The sequence below is a fragment of the Acuticoccus sediminis genome, from assembly GCF_003258595.1.
GTDB lineage: Bacteria > Pseudomonadota > Alphaproteobacteria > Rhizobiales > Amorphaceae > Acuticoccus > Acuticoccus sediminis.
Window position 1 is genome coordinate 14,740 of the sequence record NZ_QHHQ01000001.1, and the last position, 19,746, is coordinate 34,485.

The following is a 19,746-nucleotide window of genomic DNA, read 5'->3' on the forward strand; positions in this document are numbered from 1 at the left end:
GATACAAGCATTGTATGAAAGGCGTGACAGCTCTCGTCAAGCCGAATATGATGCCTGCGTGTGCATGACCAAACACCGAGCACCGCTCACGGTCACGCGCCAATCCTACGAACGGACTTTGGCTGAGCTTATGGCAGAGCACCTGTCGCGTGTCTTGGAACCGCTCCGGGTCGGCAATCTGACCTTCCGCAATCGGATCTTCGTCCCCGCCCATACCACCAACTACGGCGAGGACCACCTGCCGAGCGACCGCCACCGGGCCTACCACGAGGCGCGCGCCAGGGGCGGGGTCGGGGCGATCATCTTCGAGTCGATCCGGGTTACGGCGAACTCGCTCGGCCGCCCGCAGGCCGTCTGCGGCTTCGACCCGGCCTGCATCGCCCCGTTCCGCCGCGTCACCGACGCGGTGAAGGCGCACGACACGCGCATCCTCGGCCAGATCATTCACCTCGGCCGGCAGGTCGAGGGCGACTTCGAGCGCACCGTGTCCTGGGGCCCGTCGCCGATCCCGTGGTCGACCACCGCCCTGCCGCCCCGTCCGATGGACGAGGACGACATGGCCGAGGTGATCGAAGGCCACGTCGTCACCGCCCTCAATCTCGTGGAGGCGGGGTTCGAGGGGATCGAGCTGCAGATGGGCCATGGCCACCTGCTGCAGCAGTTTCTCTCCCCCCTCTCCAACCAGCGCGAGGACACGTACGGCGGCACGACGGAGAACCGCCTGCGCTTCCCGCTCGCGGTGCTCGCCGCCGTGCGCGCCGCCATCGGCCCGGACATCACCCTCGGTATCCGCGTCAGCGGCGACGAGTACGTGGACAACGCCCTCCATATCGAGGAGGTCGAGCGCATGGTGCCGATGCTGGCGCAGGCCGTCCCCGTCGACTTCGTCAACGTGTCGCACTCGGCCTACCACGCGAGCTATTCCCTCGCGACGCAGATGGCGGACATGGCCATCGACCCGGCTCCCTTCCGCACGCTCCCCGAGCGGATCCGGGCCGCCCTGCGCGCCGCCGGGCACGAGACGCCGGTCTTCGCCGTCTGCCGCTTCTCCCGCCTCGCCGAGGCCGAGGAGATGATCGCCTCCGGCCGCGCCGACGCCGTCGGCATGGCCCGCGCCCACCTCGCCGAGCCCGCCATCGTGAAGAAGACGCTGGAGGGGCGGGAGGACGAGATCCGCCCCTGCATCGCCTGCGACCAGGGCTGCGCGGGGATGCTGGAGAAGAACCTCCCCATCCGCTGCCTGGTGAACCCGGTCGCCGGGCTCGAGGCCGAATGGTCCGAGCCCGAGGATGCGCCCGCCACCCAACCGCGCCGCGTCCTCGTCGTCGGCGGCGGCCCGGCCGGGCTCGAGGCGGCCCGCGTCGCCGCCAGCCGGGGCCACAACGTCACGCTCTGGGAACGCACCGACGGCCTCGGCGGCCAGCTCGCCACCGCGGCCGCCATGCCGAAGCGGTCGAAGTTCGGCGACTTCCTCGCGTTCGAGCGGAGCGCCCTCGCCCGCCTCCAGGTGCGCGTCGCATACGGCGAGGCCGCTGACGCGGACGCCATCGCCGCCTTCGGCGCCGACACCGTGGTGCTCGCCACCGGCTCCGACCCCGTCCGCCAGCACGTTCCCGGCGGCGGGCGGACGGTGACGGTCACCGAAGTGATCGCCGACCCGGATGCCCTGGGCGGCGCCGTCGCGGTGGCGGACGTCACCGGCGAGTGGACCGCGCTCGCCGCGATCGAGCACCTCGCCGACCTCGGCAAGCGCGTCACCGTGTTCCTGCCGATCAACGCCTTCGCCTGGCGCACGACGATCTACTCCACGCTGGCGACCTCCAGGCGGCTGCGCGAGCGCAAGGTGAAGCTGATGCCGCTGCGCAAGGTGCTCGCCTGGGACGGCACGACGCTCGACGTCGAGGACGTCTCCACCGGCGAGCGCGAGGCCCACGGCCCCTTCGGCGCGCTCGTCTTCGCCCAGCACAATTTTGCGGACCAGTCGCTCTACCGCGAGCTCAAGCGCCGTGGCATCCCGGTCCGCCAGGTCGGCGACAACGTCGCCCCCAGAACCGCCCTCGAGGCCGTCTTCCACGGCCACAAGACCGCTCGGGAGATTGCGTAAGTGTCGATACTGGTGACCGGAGCCGGCGGGTTCGTCGGCCTCAACGTGGTGGAACGCCTGCTCGACGACGGACACACCGTCGTCGCCCTCGGCAACCGCCCGCTGCCGCAGATCGTGCGCGACCGGTTCGCGCGGCGGCCGGGTACGCTGCATCCCGTGACCGCGGACGTGCGCGACGCCGCCGCGATGCGCGCGGTCCTGAAGGACTACGGCGTCGACCGCATCTTCCACGGCGCGGCGATCACCCTCGGCGTCGCCGGCACCATCGCCCCGGCGACCGACGTCGTCGACATCAACGTCGTCTCGACCGCGGTCCTGCTGGAACTCGCCCGCGAGGTGGAGATCGTCCGCTTCGTCTACCCAAGCTCGACCGCCGTCTACACCGGCTACGCGTTCGACGCCGGCCCCGTCACCGAAGCGCACGCGCCGACGCCCACCGCCCTCTACGGCTTCACCAAGCTCGCCTGTGAGCGGCTGATCCGCGACGCCGCCGCGCGCCACGGCCTCTCCGCGGTGTGCGGGCGCATCACGGCCGTGTTCGGTGCGTGGGAGCACGACACCGGCGCGCGCGAGACGCTGAGCCCGCCCTACCAGATCGCCCGCAAGGCGCTGACGGACCAGCCGATCGTCATCTCGCGGGGCGGCTGGCGCGACTGGACCTCGGCCCGCGACGTCGCCCGCGTCTTCTCGCTCCTGCTGACGCGGGACACGCTGCCGCACGATATCTACAACATCAGCCTCGGCGAAACGTGGGACCCGGCGCTGCTGTGCGAGGCGCTAAGCGCGCGGATCCCCTCGATCGACTGGTCCGCCGGGGAGACGAACCTCTCCTACAACGACGACCTGACGCGCAAGCGCTCGGCCCTCTCCAACACCCGCCTCGCCGAGGACTTCGGCTTCCGCTTCATGCCCCCGGCCGAGGCCGCGGCTGACTACGCCGAATGGGTCGCCGAGTTCGGCGCCGCGGGCTTCGAGGCGCTGGAAAGCCGCTGAGCCCGGCCGGGGCGCGCGGGGCCGCGTCAGGTCGCTGTGTAGCCGCCGTCCACCAGCATGTCGGTGCCGGTCATGAAGCTGGCGCCGTCGCTGGCGATGAACAGCGCGGCCTCGGCGATCTCCTCCGGCCGGCCCACGCGGCCCAGCGCGTGGAGCTTGCCGAGCCGCTCCTGAACCCCGTCCTCGCCGCCCATCACGCTGGTCAGCCGGCTCGTCATCACGGCGCCCGGCGACAGGCTCACCGCCCGGATCCCGTCCTCCGCATGGTCCACCGCCAATGTCCGCGTCAGGGAAATCAGCCCCGCCTTGCTCGCCGAGTAGGGCGCGCGGCCCTTCGTCGTGACGGTGCCGAGCTGCGAGGCCACGTTGACGATCACGCCGCCCCCGCCAGCCGCCATGTGCGGGATCACCTGCTGGCACATCAGGAAGGCGCCGGTGAGGTTGATCTCCAGCGTCTCGCGCCATGTGGCCGCGGTGATCTCGGTGACCTTGCCCACGAGCACGGGCCCTGCGGCATTGTTCACCAGAATGTCGATGCGCCCGTACGCGTCGAACACCGCCGCCACGGCCCGCGCGACGGCCTCGTCGTCGGCGACGTCGCAGGCCATCGCCATGCCGCCTTCGGGCGCGGCCGGCACCCTGCCCTCGATATCGAGCGCCGCGACGCGCGCGCCGGCCTTGGTGTAGCGCGCCACGATGGCCGCGCCGATGCCGCCGCTGGCGCCCGTGACGATCGCCACGCGCCCGTCGAGGAGTAGGTCCGCCATGAAGTCCGTTCCTTTCGTCATGCCGCCCGGTGTCGCCGAACCCTCTCGCCGACCCGGGCGATGCACCTTAACTTGGATGCTGTATGGTGTTTAATACAGGAAACAATGCGACCCCGGCTCGGGCGTCGCAGGCCGCGGAGGAAGTGTGATGTCGGCCCCCGACACCCCGAAGACGCTCTACGACAAGGTGTGGGACGCCCACGTCGTCGTGACCCGAGAGGACGGCGAGAGCCTGTTGTGGATCGACCGGCATTTCGTCCACGAAGGTTCACACCACGCATTCAATACATTGAAATCGCGGGGCGCAAAGGTCACGCGGCCGGATCTCACGTTCGGCATCGCCGATCACTATGTGCCGACGCGCGGGCGGGCCACGATGGCCGGCGCCGATCCCTCCATCGCCGGCATGGTGGAGAAGCTGACGGCCAACTGCGCGGCCAACGACGTCCACATCTTCGGCCTGACGGACCCGCGGCAGGGCATCGTGCACGTCGTCGGTCCTGAGCAGGGGCTGACCCTGCCGGGCCTGACGATGGTCTGCGGCGACAGCCACACCTCGACCCATGGCGCGTTCGGCGCGATGGCGTTCGGCATCGGCGCGTCCGAGGTGGCCCACGTCCTCCTCACGCAGACGATCTGGCAGCGCAAGTCGAAGCGCATGCGGGTGACGGTCGACGGTGCGCTCGCTCCCGGCGTCAGCGCCAAGGACATCGCTCTGTCGTTCATCGCGAGAGTCGGCGCGGACGGCGCGCGCGGCCACGCCATCGAATATGCCGGCTCGGCGGTGCGCGGCCTGTCGATGGAGGGGCGGCTGACGCTGTGCAACCTGTCGATCGAGAGCGGCGGCCGGCTCGGCATGGTGGCTCCGGACCAGACGACGGTCGACTATGTCCGTGGCCGCCCGATGGCCCCGCAGGGCGCCGTCTTCGATGCCGCCGCGGAGCTGTGGCTCTCCCTCGCCAGCGACGCGGACGCAGCGTTCGACCGCGAGGTGGTGCTGGCGGGTGCGGACATCGTGCCCGTCGTCACCTGGGGCATCAGCCCGGAGGATGCGCTCCCCGTCACCGGCACCGTCCCCGACCCGGCCTCGATCAGCGACGAGGCGCGCGCGGCACACGTCAGGTCGGCGCTCGACTACATGGGACTGACGCCGGGCATGAAGCTCGAGCAGGTGCCGGTGGACCGCGTCTTCATCGGCTCCTGTACCAACGCGCGGATCGAGGACCTGCGGGCCGCGGCCGCCGTCCTCGCCGGGCGCAAGGCGCGGGTGCCGGGCCTCGTGTCGCCGGGCTCGTCGCTTGTGAAGCGGCAGGCGGAGGAAGAGGGTCTCGACCGGATCTTCGCCGACGCGGGGCTCGAATGGGTGGAATCCGGCTGCTCGATGTGCGTCGGCATGAACGGAGACCTGGTGCCGCCGGGCGAGCGCTGCGCCTCCACCACGAACCGCAACTTCCGCGGCCGCCAGGGACCGGGCGCGCGCACCCACATCATGTCGCCGGCGATGGTCGCCGCCGCGGCCGTCACCGGCCATCTGACCGACCCGCGCCCGCTGCTGCACGGCCGGCCCCTGGAGACCCAAGGCGCATGACCCCGTTCACCACCCTCACGGCCACCGCCTGCCCCCTGCCCTACTCGGGGATCGACACCGACCAGCTGATCCCGGCGCGCTTCATGAAGCGCCCGCGGTCCGAGGGCTACGGCCAGTTCCTGCTCCACGACCTGCGGTTCGACGAGGCGGGGGCACCGCGCGCGGACTTCCCCCTCAACGCCCCGCAATACGGGGATGCAGCGATCATCGTCGCCCGGCGCGGCTTCGGCGGCGGCTCCTCGCGCGAGGCGGCGGTCTACGCGCTGGTCGACTACGGGATCCGCTGCGTGATCGCGCCGAGCTTCGGCGACATCCACGCCTCGAACGAGGTGAACAACGGCATGCTCCCGGCCCGCGTCACGGAGGAGGACGCCGAGCGGCTGCTCGCCCGCGCCCCAGAAACGAAGCTGACGGTGGACCTCGAGGCACAGACCGTCACCGCCGGCGACATCGTCGTGCCCTTCGAGGTGGAGCCGGTGTGGCGCACCAAGCTCCTCAACGGCTGGGACGACCTCGACCTCACCGCGAGCTTTGCCGACGCCATATCCGCGTTCGCCGCGAACGACGCCGCGCAGAACCCCTGGAAGACCCCCACCCGCACCGCCTGATCCCGGTCACGGCGCCGCCGCTCCGCCTCAGCGCCGGCGGTCTTCTCCCTGGTGAGCGCGGTTCGCGACCGCGCTCCGTCGTTGCGGAGAGGTGGTGGGCTACGCCGCAAGGCCACGGCCGATACCGCGAGCGGCGGCCGCGCGCCTAGCGGGAGCTCCGGGCCGGAACGAGGGTTCCGCTCTGGAACGGGCCGGCGGCCGGGCGCCGCGTCAGGTGGTGCCGCCGTCCTTTTCCGCGGCCGCGCCCTTGCGGCGCCGCAGCGGGAGGACGTTACCGGCCTTGTTCATGAGGTCGGTGACGCGCGCGCCAAGCGACAGGAGCTGGATCAGCCGGTCGGTCTCGAGCCCGTTGATGTCGTCGTACCAGCCGGTGAGGAGCTCGATGAGCTGGGTCAGCTCCTCGATGCGGTGGTTGGCGTACTCGTCGCCGTCCAGCTTGTCGCGAGACATCTGCAGCTCGCGCAGCTTCGTCAGCGTCGGGTCGATCTCGCGGCGCTTGCGCTCCTCGACGAGGGTCCGCACGATCTCCCAGAGGTCCGTCGGGGTGGTGAAGTATTCGCGCCGGTCGCCGGGGAAGTGCTTGAGGCGGACGATCTTCCAGGCCTGCAGCTCCTTGAGGCCCATGGAGACGTTGGAGCGCGAGAATCCGAGGCTCTCGGCGATCTGCTCGGCGTTGAGCGGGTGCTCGTTGACGAAGAGCAGCGCGTAGATCTGGCCGACCGTGCGGTTGATCCCCCACCGCGACCCCATCTCGCCAAAGTGGAGGACGAACTCCTCCTGCAGCGGTGGCAGATTCACGGCGGCTCCATTGTCATGCGGCGTCCCGTGCCGCGTCCTCGCCCGGTGCGGGCGCCGGTCGCGCCGCCCGCAACACTCCAGATTGGCAGTGTCGCCCTTTCCGCGTCGCGGACGAAGTCCGGGATTTTGGAAAACGCTCTTGCAGATAAGGTGCACTTGACGCCGACCACAATCCCAAAAGAGGGATCGTGAGCCGGCCAACTGTTAATCAAGATCGATCGGCGGGGCCAGAACGTCCGTCCGCCGTCCCCGGTGCGGTCCCGCGCCGGCGACCGGAGAGCGGCCCGGGCCGCGTCAGTTCGTGTAGAACGAGGTCACTGTATCCTGCGCGACCTGCCGGAGGAAGGCGGCCGTGTCCGGGTCGACGCGGCCGAAATAGTCGTACGTCAGGTCGACCGGGGACCTGCCGTAGACGCTCGCATAGACCGTCGCCGCGGCGAGGTAGGTGCCGGCGAGCGTCGGGTGCGAGTGGTCGTAGTCCTGCTGCAGCTCGAGGTCGGGACGGCGGCGTCGCGCCTCCTCGAAGGCGAGGCCGACGGGGATCACGAGGGCGTCCGCCCGGGCGCCCGCCTCGTTGTAGAGCGCGCGGATCTTCTCGATGTTGTCCGGGTCGTACTGCTTGTGACCCTCGTCGTAGGCGTGGGTCATGTAGAGCGCCGGAGTCGCGCCGGCGGCCTTGATCTTCGCGGCCGCCGCGTCGACCGCCTCGTCGAAGGCCGCGGTGCGCTTCTCGCTGAGGGCAGCGGCGCTGTGGCCCTGGAGGATCACGAGGTCGAACGGCCGGTCCGCGCCGACGTTTCCGCTCTCGAGGTAGTGGTCAATCGGATGGTAGCCGAGCGAGCCGCCCGAGATGGTGATCGACACGTACTTCAGGTCGCCCATCGGCACGCCGAGCCCTTCGGCCACCATGCGGCGGACGTGATTGTGCAGACTGTCGTTGTAGTAAAAGTAGCTGTTGCCGATGAGCAGGACGTCGTCCGGCGCGTCGATGCCGAGCGACGCCGCGCTCTGCTGTGCGATGGCCGGCCCGCCGAGCAGCGGGGCGGCCAGGAGAATCGCAGGCAAGATCCGTTTCATGGGCCGTTCCTCCAGCGTCTTCTTATGTTGTGCGACGATGGTGGACCGGATTGCAGCGGATGGCGAGCGGAGATTTACCAAAACCCCCGCCCAACCTGACGTTACTTGTAGCCGACCTCGTTGTAGATCTTCTGCGCCGCGCTGCTCGCCGCGGCGACCTTGCCGATGTCGACCGTGTCCGGGGTGAACTCGCCCATGGACGCGACCGCCTCGGACGCCGGGACGCCCTCGAGCACCGGGAACTCGTTGTTGTCGGACGCAAGCAGGCCCTGCGCCTCGGGCGTCAGGGTGAACTCGATCAGCTTGCGGGCGGCCTCCGGGTGCGGCGCATACTTCGCGACGCCGATGCCCGAGATGTTGATGTGCGTGCCGTTCGTCTCCTGGTTCGGCCAGACGATGCCGATGCCGTCGACGCCTTCGGTCAGCCCGGCCACCTCGCCCGAGAGGCCACGCGCGAAGTAGTAGTGGTTGGAGAGCGCGATGTCGCACTCGCCGGAGACCAGGCCGCGAAGCTGGTCGGTGTCGCCGCCCTCGGGGTCACGGGCGAGGTTGTTCTTCACGCCCTCGGCCCACGCGCGCGCCTTCTCCTCGCCCTCGTTGACGATGATCGAGGCGAGCAGCGACTGCATGTAGACGTTGGAGGAGGAGCGGGTGCAGATCAGGCCCTTGTACTTCGGGTCCGCGAGGTCGTCGTAGGTCTGCGGCGGATCGGTGACGTCGGCCTTGTCGTAGAAGATGATCCGCGCGCGGCGGGAGAAAGCCGTCCAGTCCTTGGTGTGGAGGTTCGCCGGCACCACCTCCTTCACGACGTCGACGTCGAGCGGCTGGAAGATGGCGGCGTCGTCGGCCCGGGCGAGACGGCCCACGTCCACGGTGATGAAGACGTCGGCGGCGCCGAGGTCGCCCTCGGAGCGGATGCGCTCGATCAGCACGTCGGCGTCGTCTTCGATGCGGTTCACCGTGATGCCGGTCTTCTCGGTGAAGGCGGCGAAGAAGGCGTCGTCCGTATCGTAGTGGCGTGAGGAGTAGACGTTCACCTCCTCGGCCAGGGCGGACGAGGCACCGAGGACGGTTCCGACAAGAAGGGTTGCAATCGTCAGTCTCTGCACTCTCAGGCTCCCTAGAATCGAGAGCCCGGGCCTAAGCTGCGCGCAATCTTTCGTCAATCCGACGCAAGCATCTCAACATTATAGCGAGTCAAAACTCGCATCAGATCAGAATAACTCTAAGCCGTAAGTCCGCACTAATACTCGCGTTCATAGTAGAGACCGATGGTCGACTCGTCCGTCATCGCCTCACCCCGCGCCTTTAAGCCGCGGGTGATGTCGATGCTGACGGTGACGCCGGAGGACTTCTCGCCCGCCCGGACGCCCACGTAGACGTTGTCGGCGATGTACCGGCCGGCCTGGACGGCGGTGCTGCCAGTCTCCGTGGTGATGATCTCCAGGTTGTCGAGACCGGAGAAGGCGCGAACCTGGTCGATGATCGACGGGCCGTTGCCGACGCCGGCGAGCTCGGCCACCGCGGCGGCGAGCTGGGCGAGCTGGAAGGGCGACAGGTCGTCGATCGACTGGCCGAAGATGAGCTGCGACAGCACCTCGTCCTGCGGCAGGTCCGGGACGGACTCGAAGCGCACCTGCGGGTCGTTCGCCGGACCGTCGACGATGACGCGCACGGTCACCTGATTGCGGCTCGTCTCGGCCACCAGGTAGATCTGCGGGTTGAGGTCGCCGAACAGCGTCACCCGGCCCTCGTCCAGCACGATGCGCTGGGTGAGGATGTTCATCTGGCCGCGGATGAGGTGGAACTCGCCGACGGGCTGGATGTCCGACACCGGACCGGTCACCCGCAGCTCGCCGCCGAGCTCGGCGTCGATGCCGCGGCCGCGCACGAAGATCCGGCGCGGCGCGCTGATGGTGACGTCCAGCGTGAAGCCGGATGCGTTTGAGCCGCCGTCGTCGTCGCTGTCGGTGAACGGGCCCGCGTGGGCGCGGCGCAGCGTCTCGAGCACCGGCGACGGCGTGTTGAAGTTGGACACCTCGAGCAGCGCGGCGGTGCCGGAGAGGCGCGTCGGCACGGTGATCTCGGCCCGGTCGATGTCGACGCGGCCCTCGACGCGCGGCCCGGTCAGCGGGCCCTTGATGCCGAGGTTGGCGCTCAGCGTCACGGCGACGAGCTGGCCGTCGGAATACCGCGCGTTGTTGGCGACGAAGGTCAGGTCGGCGGGGAAGCCCGCGCCGAGGCCGATGCTGCCGGTCACGCTGACCGTCCCGTCGCCGAGCGAGGCGGTGAGCCGGTCGACGACGATCCGGTTGCCGTCCATGCTGGCGACGAGCTGCCCGTTGTTGAGCACGAGGTTGCTCAGCGGGTCGCGCACGGTGAAGCCGGAGGAGCGCACGCTGCCGGAGACCGTGGGGTTGGAGAGAGATCCTCGCGCCCGCACGTCCGCCACCACGTCGCCGGAGAGCGACGAGCCGCGGGAGGCGAGGAAGTGATTGGCGAGCGACAGCGGCGCGTTCGCCCGCACCGCGACGTCGAGCCCGCCACCCGACAGCGGCACGAACCCGGACGCGGTGACGTTGAGCCCGCTGCCCTCCGCCCGCGCCGAGGAGATCGTGATGCCGCGTCCGCCGTATGAGCCGGCCGCGTTGACCGTCAGCACGCCGACGCCGGCGTCCTGCAGCGGCAGGGCGGAGATGCCGGTGCCCGACAGGTTGAAGTTCGCGGACGGGTTGCTGAGCGAGCCGGTGGCGGTCGCCGAGCCGGACAGGCGCCCGGTGAGGCCGAGGTTCGGCACGAAGCCGTTGGCGATCGCCACCGGCAGGTTGGAGAGGTCCACCGACAGGTTCAGCCGGCGGCCCACGGTGCCGCGCGCGTTGAGCGACCCGCCGCCGAGGTTCACCGCGGCGCGGTCGATCGTGACGGTCTGGTTGCGCATCGAGCCCGCGGCGTCGATGGAGCCCGGCCCCATCCCGGCGTCGCGCAGCGGCGCGGCCGAGACGGAGGGCGCGTTGATGGTGAAGCGCACCTGCGGGTTGGAGGGCGAGCCCTGCGCCGTCACTTCGCCCGAGAGCGCGCCCGCGACGCCGAGCTCGGGGGCGAAGCCGTTGGCGATCGCCAGCGGGATCTGGCTGAGCTTGACCGTCAGGTCCATTGCCCGCGCGCTGACGCTGCCGGTGGCGGACAGGGTGCCCTGCCCGAGGCGCGCCTCGGCAGTCGTCAGGGTCGCCGTCTCGTCCGCGTAGCGGCCGGCGACGGTGGCGTTGACGGCGCCGACGTTGGCGCCCTCGAGGAGCCGCGCCGAGGCCCGGTCGACATTGATCGAGAAGTCGGCCGCCGGGTCCTTCATCGAGCCCGACACATCCGCCCGGCCGGTCACCGTGCCGGAGAGGCCCAGCGACGGGTCGGCGGCGTTGGCGAGCGCCAGCGGCAGGCGGTCGACGTTGACGGTGATGTCGAGCGCGTCGCCGATGGTGCCGGCCGCGCGGATCGCGCCGCCGCCCACGGTCGTCTCGAAGGTCTGCAGCGTCGCCACCTTGTTGGCGTAGGAGCCCCGCGCCGTCGCGTTGAGCGGCTGGATCCCGCTGCTGCGAAGCTGCGCCACCGTCGCGCCGTTCACGTCAACGGCGAACTCGGCGGAGGGATTGTCGAGCGTGCCGGACGCGCTCACCCGGCCGGACAGGGTGCCGGAGGCGTCAAGGCTCGGGTCCACCGCCTCGGCGAGGGCGAGCGGCAGGTTGATGATCTCGGCGGTCACGTCGAGCTGCTGGCCGACCGAGCCGCTCGCGGTGATGCGGCCGCCGCCGATAGTGGTCTCGAACGTCTGCAGCACCGCCGTGCCGTTGGCGAAGGTGCCGACGGCGGTGGCGTTCAGCGGATCGAGCCGGGCGTCGCGCAGCGGCTTGGCGTTGGCGTCGACCACGCGCACGTCGAACTGGGCATTCGGCTCCTCGAGCGTGCCCGTCGCGGTCACGTTGCCCGAGAGGCTGCCGGACACTTCGAGCTCGGGACGCACCGCGTTGGCGAGCGCCAGAGGCAGGTCGCTGACATCGGCCTTGATGTCGAGCGTCTTGCCGACCGTGCCGGAGGCGTTGATCTCGCCGCCGCCCACGTTGGTGTGGAAGGTCTCGAGCGTCGCCACCTTGTCGATGTAGGAACCGCGCGCCGTCACCGTCAGCGGGTCGATGCCGCGCTCGGCGAGGATCGCGGCGGTGACACCGTTGGCCTCGATGTCGACCGTGGCGTTCGGCAGGGCGCGCGTGCCCGTCAGCGCGACCGTGCCGCTGACGACGCCGCCGACCTTCAGCTCGGGCTGGATGAGGTTGGCGATCCTGAGCGGCAGGTCCTCGATCGTGGCGTTGAGGTCCAGCTCGTTGCCGAGTTCGCCTTCGACCTGAACGGTGCCGTCGCCGATGTTCAGCACCGTGTTGCCGATGCTGATCGAGCGCTGGATACGGTTCACGCCGATCTCGGTCGGACCGCGCAGCTCGGCCTCGAAGTCGCCCTGCGCGAGGCGCAGCGTCGCGACGCGCGCGGAGAAGCCGTCGTCGGTGCGGCTGAGCGCGCCGGTGCCGGAGAGCTCGCCGGAGCCGAGGTCGGCGTCGAGCGCGAGGTTCGAGGTCTCGCCCTGGCGCTGCGCGGTAAGGTCGGCCGACACCACCTCGTAGCCCGCCACGTCCAGCTTGCGCAGGTTCGCCCGACCGTCGAGCGCCGGAATGCCGAAGACGTCGTCGACCACCATGTCGATGTCCGCCTCGGTGAGGCTGATCCCCGACGCCGTGACGTTGCGGGCCGCGCCGTCGAAGGCGACGACCTGGTGGCCGTCGGCGACCGACAGGGTGACGTCGGCCTTCAGGCTGCCCGTCGCGTCCTGGAGGGCGAGCGATGCGAGCCGCGAGAGGTCCGGGATGTCAACTTCGAGGTGACCGGCGAGGGTGCCGACGTTCTGGAAGGCGATGTCGCCCGCGAGCGTGGCCCCGGCGATGGCGGCGGAGAGGTCCTGCAGCGCGCGCGCGTCCGGCCCGGTCTCGAGCGTCGCGTTGACGCTGACCGGGCGCCCGTCGAGCGAGCCGGTGACGGCGAGCGTGCCGTCGAGGTCGAACGCGACCGTCTCGCTGCGCGTGTAGACGCCGTCGAAGTTCAGCGCGAGGTCGGAGAGCTTCTGGCCCGACAGGGTGATCTCGGTGCCGGTGACGCCGGCGTTGACGGCGGGACGGGCCGGATTGCCGGTCACGGCGAGCTGCGCCTGGATGCCGCCGGCCATCTCGCTGTTGACCAGCGAGAGGTCCTGCAGCGAGGCGTCGACCTTGAGGTCCGCCTCCGCGGCGGTGGCGCGGCCGTCGGCGCTGACGTTGAGCTGCGGGTTCTCGAGCCGGAAGGTGTCGAACACGAGTCCCGTGTCGGTGCGCGCCGCGCGGCCCGAGAGGCGCGTGCGCCCGTCGAGGAGCCCGTCCAGCGCCTCGCTGCCCGCCTTCACGTTGGTGGCGGTGCCGTCGAGGATGAGGTCGAACGTGCCGTCGAACCCGACGTTGCCGTCCGCCGCGATGTCGATGGCGCCGGCGAGGTCGCGCCCGGCGACGGCCGCGAAGGCGGAGATGTCGCCGGTCGCTAGGCGCATCCGCCCGTTGACGGAGTTGAGGATCGTCCCGGCGAACGAGGCCTCGACGGTGTCGGTCTGCAGCGACAGCGTCTCGACGGTGAGCGGCTCGCCGCTCGACCAGGAGCCCGCGGCCTCGAGGTCGAGCGCGGAGCCGAGCGCGTCGCTGACGCCCTCCTTGCCGGAATCCATGCCGGTCGCGTTGCCGGTCAGCTTGAACGTCACGGCCCGGCGCGCGGCGTCGCCGAGGTTCGTGGCGGTGCCGGTGGCCTGGATGGTCGCCTCGGGGGCGGAGAGGACCGAGGTGTCGAGCTCGTTGAGCGTGATCTCCGCGGAGAAGTCGTCCGACCCGCCGCCCAGCGAGGCGCGGATCACGGCCGAGCGGATCGTCGACGCGCCGCCGCCGCCGGGTAGCGCGATCTCGTCGCCGTCGGCCCGGCGGAGGTCGCCGTTGAGGGAGAGCGCGGTCGGCACGCCGTCCGCACCGACGTCGGCGGTGAAGTCTATCCGCGCCACGCCGGAGACGAGGCGCCCCTCCGACACGGTGATCGCCCCGTCCGGCGCCCGTGTCGCATCGATCTTGAGCTCGGAGCCGCCCTCCACGAACGAGCCGTAGACATCCGGCACGAGGACGCCGACGTTGCCCTTGATGTCGGCGATGAAGCGGAACCCTGCGTCGGTGTTGTCGATGGTGGTGGTGCCCGACAGCAGCGTCTCGCTGTTCGCCGCGAGAAGGATGTCGGCCTTGAACTCCGCCAGCGGGCCTTCGCCCTTGATCGTGAAGGAGAGCGGCGGACGGCCCTCGATGTCGAGGGCGTTGGCGATCACGCCGTCTTCCGGCTCGGAGATCTTGAAGTCGATCGCGAGGTTGCGGCTCGAATTGTCGAAGCTCGCGGCGAGGTTCAGGTCACCCGGCCGGTCGAGGCGCTTGATCGCGAGGTCGGTGTCGAGCGCACCGTCGGCCAGCGTGATGTTGCCGTCCACCGAAAGCGAGGCCGGCGGACCGATGATGCCCTCCGCGATGTCCACCTTCGGCACGGAGAGTTTGCGCAGGATGACCGAGACCGGGAGGCTCGGCACCTCGAACTGCTCCGCCCCGCTCTCGAGCGGCGTGTCGTTCTCCACCGGCAGCGGCGTGCGGGAGATGGTGATCGACTCGGCTTCCAGGAGATCGATGGAGAGCCGCCCGCGCAGCAGCGCGAGGCGCGACCAGATGAGGTGCGCGCCGTCGATGCGCAGCCACACGCCCTGACGGTCGGCGATGGTGATGTAGCCGATGCGCACGTCGGAGGAGAGCGCACCCTGGATCGGGCCGAGGTTGATGCGGCGGTCCGGCGTGGAGATCTGGCGTTCGATGAAACGGACGAAACGGCCCGACTCCTCGTCCTGCGCCAGCGCGTACTTGGTCGCGACGACGCCGATCGAGGCGAGGCCGAGCACCGCGAGGGCGATCAGGATCCTCTTCATCGTTCACTCCCATCAGAACGCCGCCGCTGCGGCGTCGATTTCGTTGCACCGAACGGGCGCATCCCCAGCCTCAGAACGCCTGGCCGAGGCCGATGTAGAAGGCGACGTTCGGGTCGCCGTCGTAGGGGTCGAGCGGCACCGCGACGTCGAAGCGCAGCGGGCCGAGGCCGGTGTAGTAGCGCAAACCCAGACCCACCGAGGTCTTGAGCGGCACGTCGAAGTCCGGATATTCGCTGTCGAAGGCGTTGCCGAAGTCGAAGAACGGCACGACGCCGATCGTGTCGGTCACCTTCACGCGCGCCTCGAGCGAGCCGACCAGGTAGCTGCGGCCGCCGTGCACCTCGTCGGTGACCGGGTCCACCGGGCCGACGCCGCGATAGGGATAGCCGCGGATGGAGCCGCCGCCGCCGGCGAAGAACATCTTGTTCGCCGGCACTTCCTGCAGCGGCGCGCCGACGATGGAGCCGACGACGCCGCGCGCGGCGAGCACCACGCGGTCCTTGGCGAAGCCGTAGTAGACGCGCCCGTCGATCTGCGAGATCGCCCCGATGTTGCCGTTCACCGCCTCGTAGAAGGGCTCGAACGAGCCGATCAGGTGGTAGCCCTTGGTCGGGTTGTACTGGTTGTTGGAGCCGTCGTAGTCGACCGACAGCGGCAGGGAGGCGAACAGGAAGTCGCCGTCGCCGTAGTCGGTCTGGTCGATCGTGGAGGCCTCGAACGAGGCGTAGCCGGCGAGCGTGATCTTCGTCGTCGGTCGGTGCATGAAGCCCATGCGGCCGCCGACGGCCCGCGCCCGGTAGGTGTCGGGGGAATCCTGCTCGGCGTAGATCTTCGCCAGGAAGTCCGTGTACGGCGTGAAGACGCCCGGCTTCAGGAAATTGGCTTCGAGCTTGTAGTTGTAGGAGTCCGGGTCGTCGGCGTCCACGCCGCCGATCGACGCGTTCAGCTCCAGCTGCTCGGCGCGGCCGAAGAGGTTGCGATGCCGCCAGTAGGCTTCGGCGCCGGCGCCGTCGAGGGTCGAGTAGTTCACGCCGCCGCCGATGACGCGCAGCGGCCGCTCCGCGACCTCGATCCCCATGTCGAGGGTGCCGTCGGGGTTGATGGTCTCCCCTTCGACGATCCGGGCGGCCTTGAACACGCCGAGGCGGCGAAGCTGGTCGCGCGCGCGCTCGACGGCGTCCGGATCGAACCGCTCGCCATACTTGAGGCCGGCGTACCAGGCGACGAATTCCGGATCCATCCGCGCGGTGCCGGAGACGCTGGTGGTCCCGAAGACCGCCGGCCGGCCTGGCGCGACGTCGATCATGACGCCGAGCTGGTCCGTCTCGTGGTAGGCCGATGCGGTCCGGCGGGCGATCTGCGCCTTCGGGTAGCCGAGCTCGCGCCAGCCGCCGACGAGCGCCGCCTCGCCGGCGATGATCTTGTTCGCGTTCGCGACCCCGCCGGGGACGAGGCCCAGCTCCTCGAGGCTCGGCGGCACCGTCTCGTCGTTCGGGATCTCGCCGGGGCGGTTCTTCACGTCGACCTCGCCGAACGTGAACACCGGGCCGGGGTCGACCGTGACGACGACGTCGGCGGTGTCGCCGAACTCGGTGTCGATCGGCGTGCTGGAGACCTCGCGGCCGTCGACCTTGATGGAGATCGTCGGCCCGTAGCGGGCATTGTCGTAGAGCGCGGCGAGGATGCGCTGGTAGTCGGTGTTGGCACGCGACAGCAGGGCGGCCGAACCCGGGCTCGGCTCGCCCTTCTCCTCCTCCAGCACCGAGGCGCGCTCGACGCTCTTGAGCAGGTCGCTCTCGCCGCCGACGACGTCGAACTGGACGTTGTACGTGACGGAGCCTTCCGGCGGCGGCGGAGGCGGGCCTTCGAAGAAGCGGAAACCGAACAGCTCGAACGCCTGCGCCGCTCCCGGCGTCAGGCCGACGACGAGCGCGAGCGCCCCCGCTCTCCAGGTCTGGCCGATCGAAAGACGCACGTTCTCCACCCTTGCTCCGCAGTTCAATAGGCTTGGAAGAGCCTGGGCTGACAAGACGATCGGGTGTTACGGGCGCGCCTTGAGGTAGTCCTGCGCCATATCAGCAACACTGCGACAAGCTGAATCTGGAAGAGCTTAACGCTTCATTCGCCGACCGTTGCTGAACTGTCTTGCATCCGACGGATAGCGTTATTGCTTTTGATATGAAATGTAAGGGCGTTCTCGAGCGTTGGAGGCGTTGCGATGAGTGCGGCGATTCTGCAGTTTCTGGGCCTGTGGGCGTTGACCTACGCCCTGGTCTTCGGAACCTATCTCGGCTTCGGCTGGGCCTTCACCGCGTGGTCCCAGCGCCATCCCGAGCGCAAGATCCAGCCCAAGCGCGACGGGCAGAAGCGCCGCGCCAAGGAAATCCGCGCCTCGGCGCGGTCGCTGGTCGTCACCTGCGGCTGCTTCGCCGGCGGCCTCTTCTGCATGCTGAAGGGCTGGACGCTGTTCGACCCGTGGCCGCTCACGTGGTGGTCGGCGCCGCTGATGTTCGTCGCGTCGGTCATCTTCTATGATGGCTGGTTCTACGTCGTGCACCGCCTCGGCCACACCGGGCCGTTCATGAAGTACCACGTGCTGCACCACCAGTCGGTCGCGCCGACGGTGTGGAGCAACTACTCCGACACCTTCTTCGACGCCTTCACCCAGCAGGGCTACTTCCTGATCGTGCCGCTGATCGTGCCGTTCGGCTGGCCGATCTTCGTGGCGCACCGGATCTTCGACCACTTCAACGGCATGATCGGCCACTCGGGCTTCGAGTTCGCGGCGGGGCCGTCCTCGCGCACGCCGTGGCCGCTCGCGTCGGTGACGTTCCACGACATGCATCACTCGACGTTCAATTATAACTACGCGAACCATTTCTCCTTCTGGGACCGGGTGTTCGGCACGATCCATCCGGAGTACGATCACCGCTGCGCCGAAATGGAGGAGAAGATCGCGTCGGCCGGCAAGTCCGGCGGCTCACAGACCCCGCTGCCCACGTCCTGAGCGCAAGCCGCGGCGTCGTAGGCGCCGCGCGCATCCTCCACCGGGGCACGTCCTGGCGCCTGACCGGACCGCGCGACCGCGCCGTGCTGGACAGGCGTTCGGCGTTGGGCAGAGACTGAAGGCGCCACATGCGGCCGCGATGCGCCGCGGCGTGGCCTGGACTGCGCCGGCGAGACCTGGCCTCGTCATGCACTGCAACATGAACCGACTCTCACGAGCCGCACGGACACGCTCATGAACATACAGATCGCCCCCAACGACATCAGCCACGTGATCGAGGCCGACAAGGCCAACGTGTGGCACCACCTGATGCAGCACGCCGCGTTCGAGACGGTGGACCCGCGCATCATCGTGGAAGGCAAGGGCCTGCGTGTCTGGGACGCGACCGGGCGCGAGATGATCGACGCGGTGTCCGGCGGCGTGTGGACGGTGAACGTCGGCTACGGCCGCGCGCGGATCGCCGACGCGGTTCGCGACCAGCTCGTGAAGATGAACTTCTTCGCCGCGGCGGCCGGCTCGATCCCGGCGGCCCTATTCGCCGAGCGCCTGATCGAGAAGATGCCCGGCATGAGCCGCGTCTACTACTCGAACTCGGGCTCCGAGGCGAACGAGAAGGCCTACAAGATCATCCGCCAGATCGCCCACAAGCGCTACGGCGGGAAGAAGCACAAGATCCTCTACCGCGAGCGCGACTACCACGGCACCACCATCGGCGCCCTCGCCTCGTGCGGGCAGCCGGAGCGCGCGGCCCAGTACGGCCCCTTCCCGCCGGGCTTCGTGTCGGTCCCGCACTGCCTCGAGTACCGCAGCCAGTGGGGCGACGTGCCGGACTACGGCGTCCGCGCCGCACGCGAGATCGAGCGCGTCATCCTCGAGGAAGGGCCGGACACCGTCGGCGGCATCGTCCTGGAGCCGATCACCGCGGGCGGCGGCGTCATCGTCCCGCCGGAGGGCTACTGGGAGACCGTGCAGGAGATCTGCACCAAGTACGACGTCCTCCTCCACATCGACGAAGTGGTCTGCGGCCTCGGGCGCACCGGCCAGTGGTTCGGCTACCAGAACTTCGGCATCAAGCCGGACCTCGTGACGATGGCGAAGGGCGTCGCCTCGGGCTACGCGGCGATCTCCTGCACCGTGACCACCGAGCGCGTGTTCGACATGTTCAAGGATGATCCGAGCGACCCGCTCGGCTACTTCCGCGACATCTCGACCTTCGGCGGCTGCACCGCCGGCCCCGCCGCCGCGCTCGAGAACATGGCCATCATCGAGGACGAGGACCTGCTCGAGAACACGCTGGTCCGCGGCGAGCAGCTCGGCAACGGGCTCGAGGCGCTGAAGTCGCGCCACGCCATCGTCGGCGACGTGCGCGGCATGGGCCTCTTCTGGGGCGTCGAGCTGGTGGCGGACCGCGAGACGCGCGAGCCGCTGCCGGAGAAGACCGTCGCGGCCGTCGTCGCGGCCGCCGGCGCGCGCGGGGTCATCATCGGCATGACCAACCGCTCGCTGCCGGGCTACAACAACACGCTGTGCCTCAGCCCCGCGCTGATCGCGACCGCCGCCGAGATCGACACCATCGTCGAGGCCATCGACGGCGCGCTCACCGAGGTCGGCGCCACCCTCTGAGCACCCGCCACCGAAGCGCGGCGGTCCGCCGCCACGCATCGGACGCACCGTTTCCTGACGCTCCGACCCGCCGCGAACCGGCCCGTCGGAGCGCACATTCCCACGCCACCGCGCCGCG

Annotated in this window: 12 protein-coding genes; 6 read left to right on the plus strand and 6 right to left on the minus strand. The window is 69.8% G+C overall.

Features of this window, described 5'->3' with window-relative positions:
• Nucleotides 1-118 precede the first annotated feature (118 nt).
• Nucleotides 119-2,104 carry an oxidoreductase gene (locus tag DLJ53_RS00070; RefSeq protein WP_202912935.1) on the plus strand — a complete coding sequence of 662 codons (1,986 nt, stop codon included), beginning with the start codon at nt 119-121 and terminating at the stop codon, nt 2,102-2,104.
• On the plus strand, nt 2,105-3,097 hold the full coding sequence (locus DLJ53_RS00075) for an NAD-dependent epimerase/dehydratase family protein (protein WP_111341131.1): 993 nt from the start codon (nt 2,105-2,107) through the stop codon (nt 3,095-3,097).
• 26 nt (nt 3,098-3,123) lie between these two features.
• Here DLJ53_RS00075 and DLJ53_RS00080 read toward each other — a convergent pair whose 3' ends face one another.
• Nucleotides 3,124-3,864 (minus strand): SDR family NAD(P)-dependent oxidoreductase, encoded by a 741-nt coding sequence (locus DLJ53_RS00080; RefSeq protein WP_111341134.1) that lies wholly within the window; start codon nt 3,862-3,864, stop codon nt 3,124-3,126.
• A 148-nt stretch (nt 3,865-4,012) separates the two neighbouring features.
• Here DLJ53_RS00080 and leuC point away from each other — a divergent pair, with 148 nt between their 5' ends.
• Both leuC and leuD read left to right on the plus strand, forming a co-directional pair.
• Nucleotides 4,013-5,452, plus strand: coding sequence for a 3-isopropylmalate dehydratase large subunit (gene leuC / locus DLJ53_RS00085; protein WP_111341137.1), 1,440 nt, complete (start codon nt 4,013-4,015; stop codon nt 5,450-5,452).
• Complete coding sequence (gene leuD / locus DLJ53_RS00090; protein WP_111341140.1) at nt 5,449-6,060, plus strand: 3-isopropylmalate dehydratase small subunit; 612 nt, start codon at nt 5,449-5,451, stop codon at nt 6,058-6,060. The genes leuC and leuD overlap by 4 nt, the downstream gene beginning before the upstream one ends.
• A gap of 210 nt (nt 6,061-6,270) precedes the next feature.
• Here leuD and DLJ53_RS00095 read toward each other — a convergent pair whose 3' ends face one another.
• The 5 genes from DLJ53_RS00095 to DLJ53_RS00115 all read right to left on the minus strand — a co-directional run bounded on the left by DLJ53_RS00095 (nt 6,271) and on the right by DLJ53_RS00115 (nt 16,973).
• Complete coding sequence (locus tag DLJ53_RS00095) at nt 6,271-6,858, minus strand: GbsR/MarR family transcriptional regulator (RefSeq protein WP_244934969.1); 588 nt, start codon at nt 6,856-6,858, stop codon at nt 6,271-6,273.
• A 294-nt stretch (nt 6,859-7,152) separates the two neighbouring features.
• Nucleotides 7,153-7,935, minus strand: coding sequence for a DUF4886 domain-containing protein (locus DLJ53_RS00100; protein ID WP_111341143.1), 783 nt, complete (start codon nt 7,933-7,935; stop codon nt 7,153-7,155).
• 101 nt (nt 7,936-8,036) lie between these two features.
• Nucleotides 8,037-9,044 (minus strand): extracellular solute-binding protein, encoded by a 1,008-nt coding sequence (locus DLJ53_RS00105; protein WP_226573017.1) that lies wholly within the window; start codon nt 9,042-9,044, stop codon nt 8,037-8,039.
• A 134-nt stretch (nt 9,045-9,178) separates the two neighbouring features.
• A complete protein-coding gene (locus DLJ53_RS00110; RefSeq protein ID WP_111341146.1) occupies nt 9,179-14,998 on the minus strand; it encodes a translocation/assembly module TamB domain-containing protein in 5,820 nt (1,939 codons plus the stop codon).
• Between the two features lie 70 nt (nt 14,999-15,068).
• The gene (locus DLJ53_RS00115; protein ID WP_146619842.1) at nt 15,069-16,973 is read right to left on the minus strand and encodes an autotransporter assembly complex protein TamA; all 1,905 of its coding nucleotides are present in this window, start codon (nt 16,971-16,973) and stop codon (nt 15,069-15,071) included.
• Between the two features lie 243 nt (nt 16,974-17,216).
• Here DLJ53_RS00115 and DLJ53_RS00120 point away from each other — a divergent pair, with 243 nt between their 5' ends.
• Together DLJ53_RS00120 and DLJ53_RS00125 are read left to right on the plus strand one after the other, a co-directional pair.
• Nucleotides 17,217-18,005, plus strand: coding sequence for a sterol desaturase family protein (locus tag DLJ53_RS00120; RefSeq protein ID WP_111341151.1), 789 nt, complete (start codon nt 17,217-17,219; stop codon nt 18,003-18,005).
• A 234-nt stretch (nt 18,006-18,239) separates the two neighbouring features.
• Nucleotides 18,240-19,628: an aminotransferase family protein gene (locus DLJ53_RS00125; RefSeq protein ID WP_111341154.1), complete on the plus strand. Its 1,389-nt coding sequence runs from the start codon at nt 18,240-18,242 to the stop codon at nt 19,626-19,628.
• The last annotated feature ends 118 nt before the right edge of the window (nt 19,629-19,746 follow it).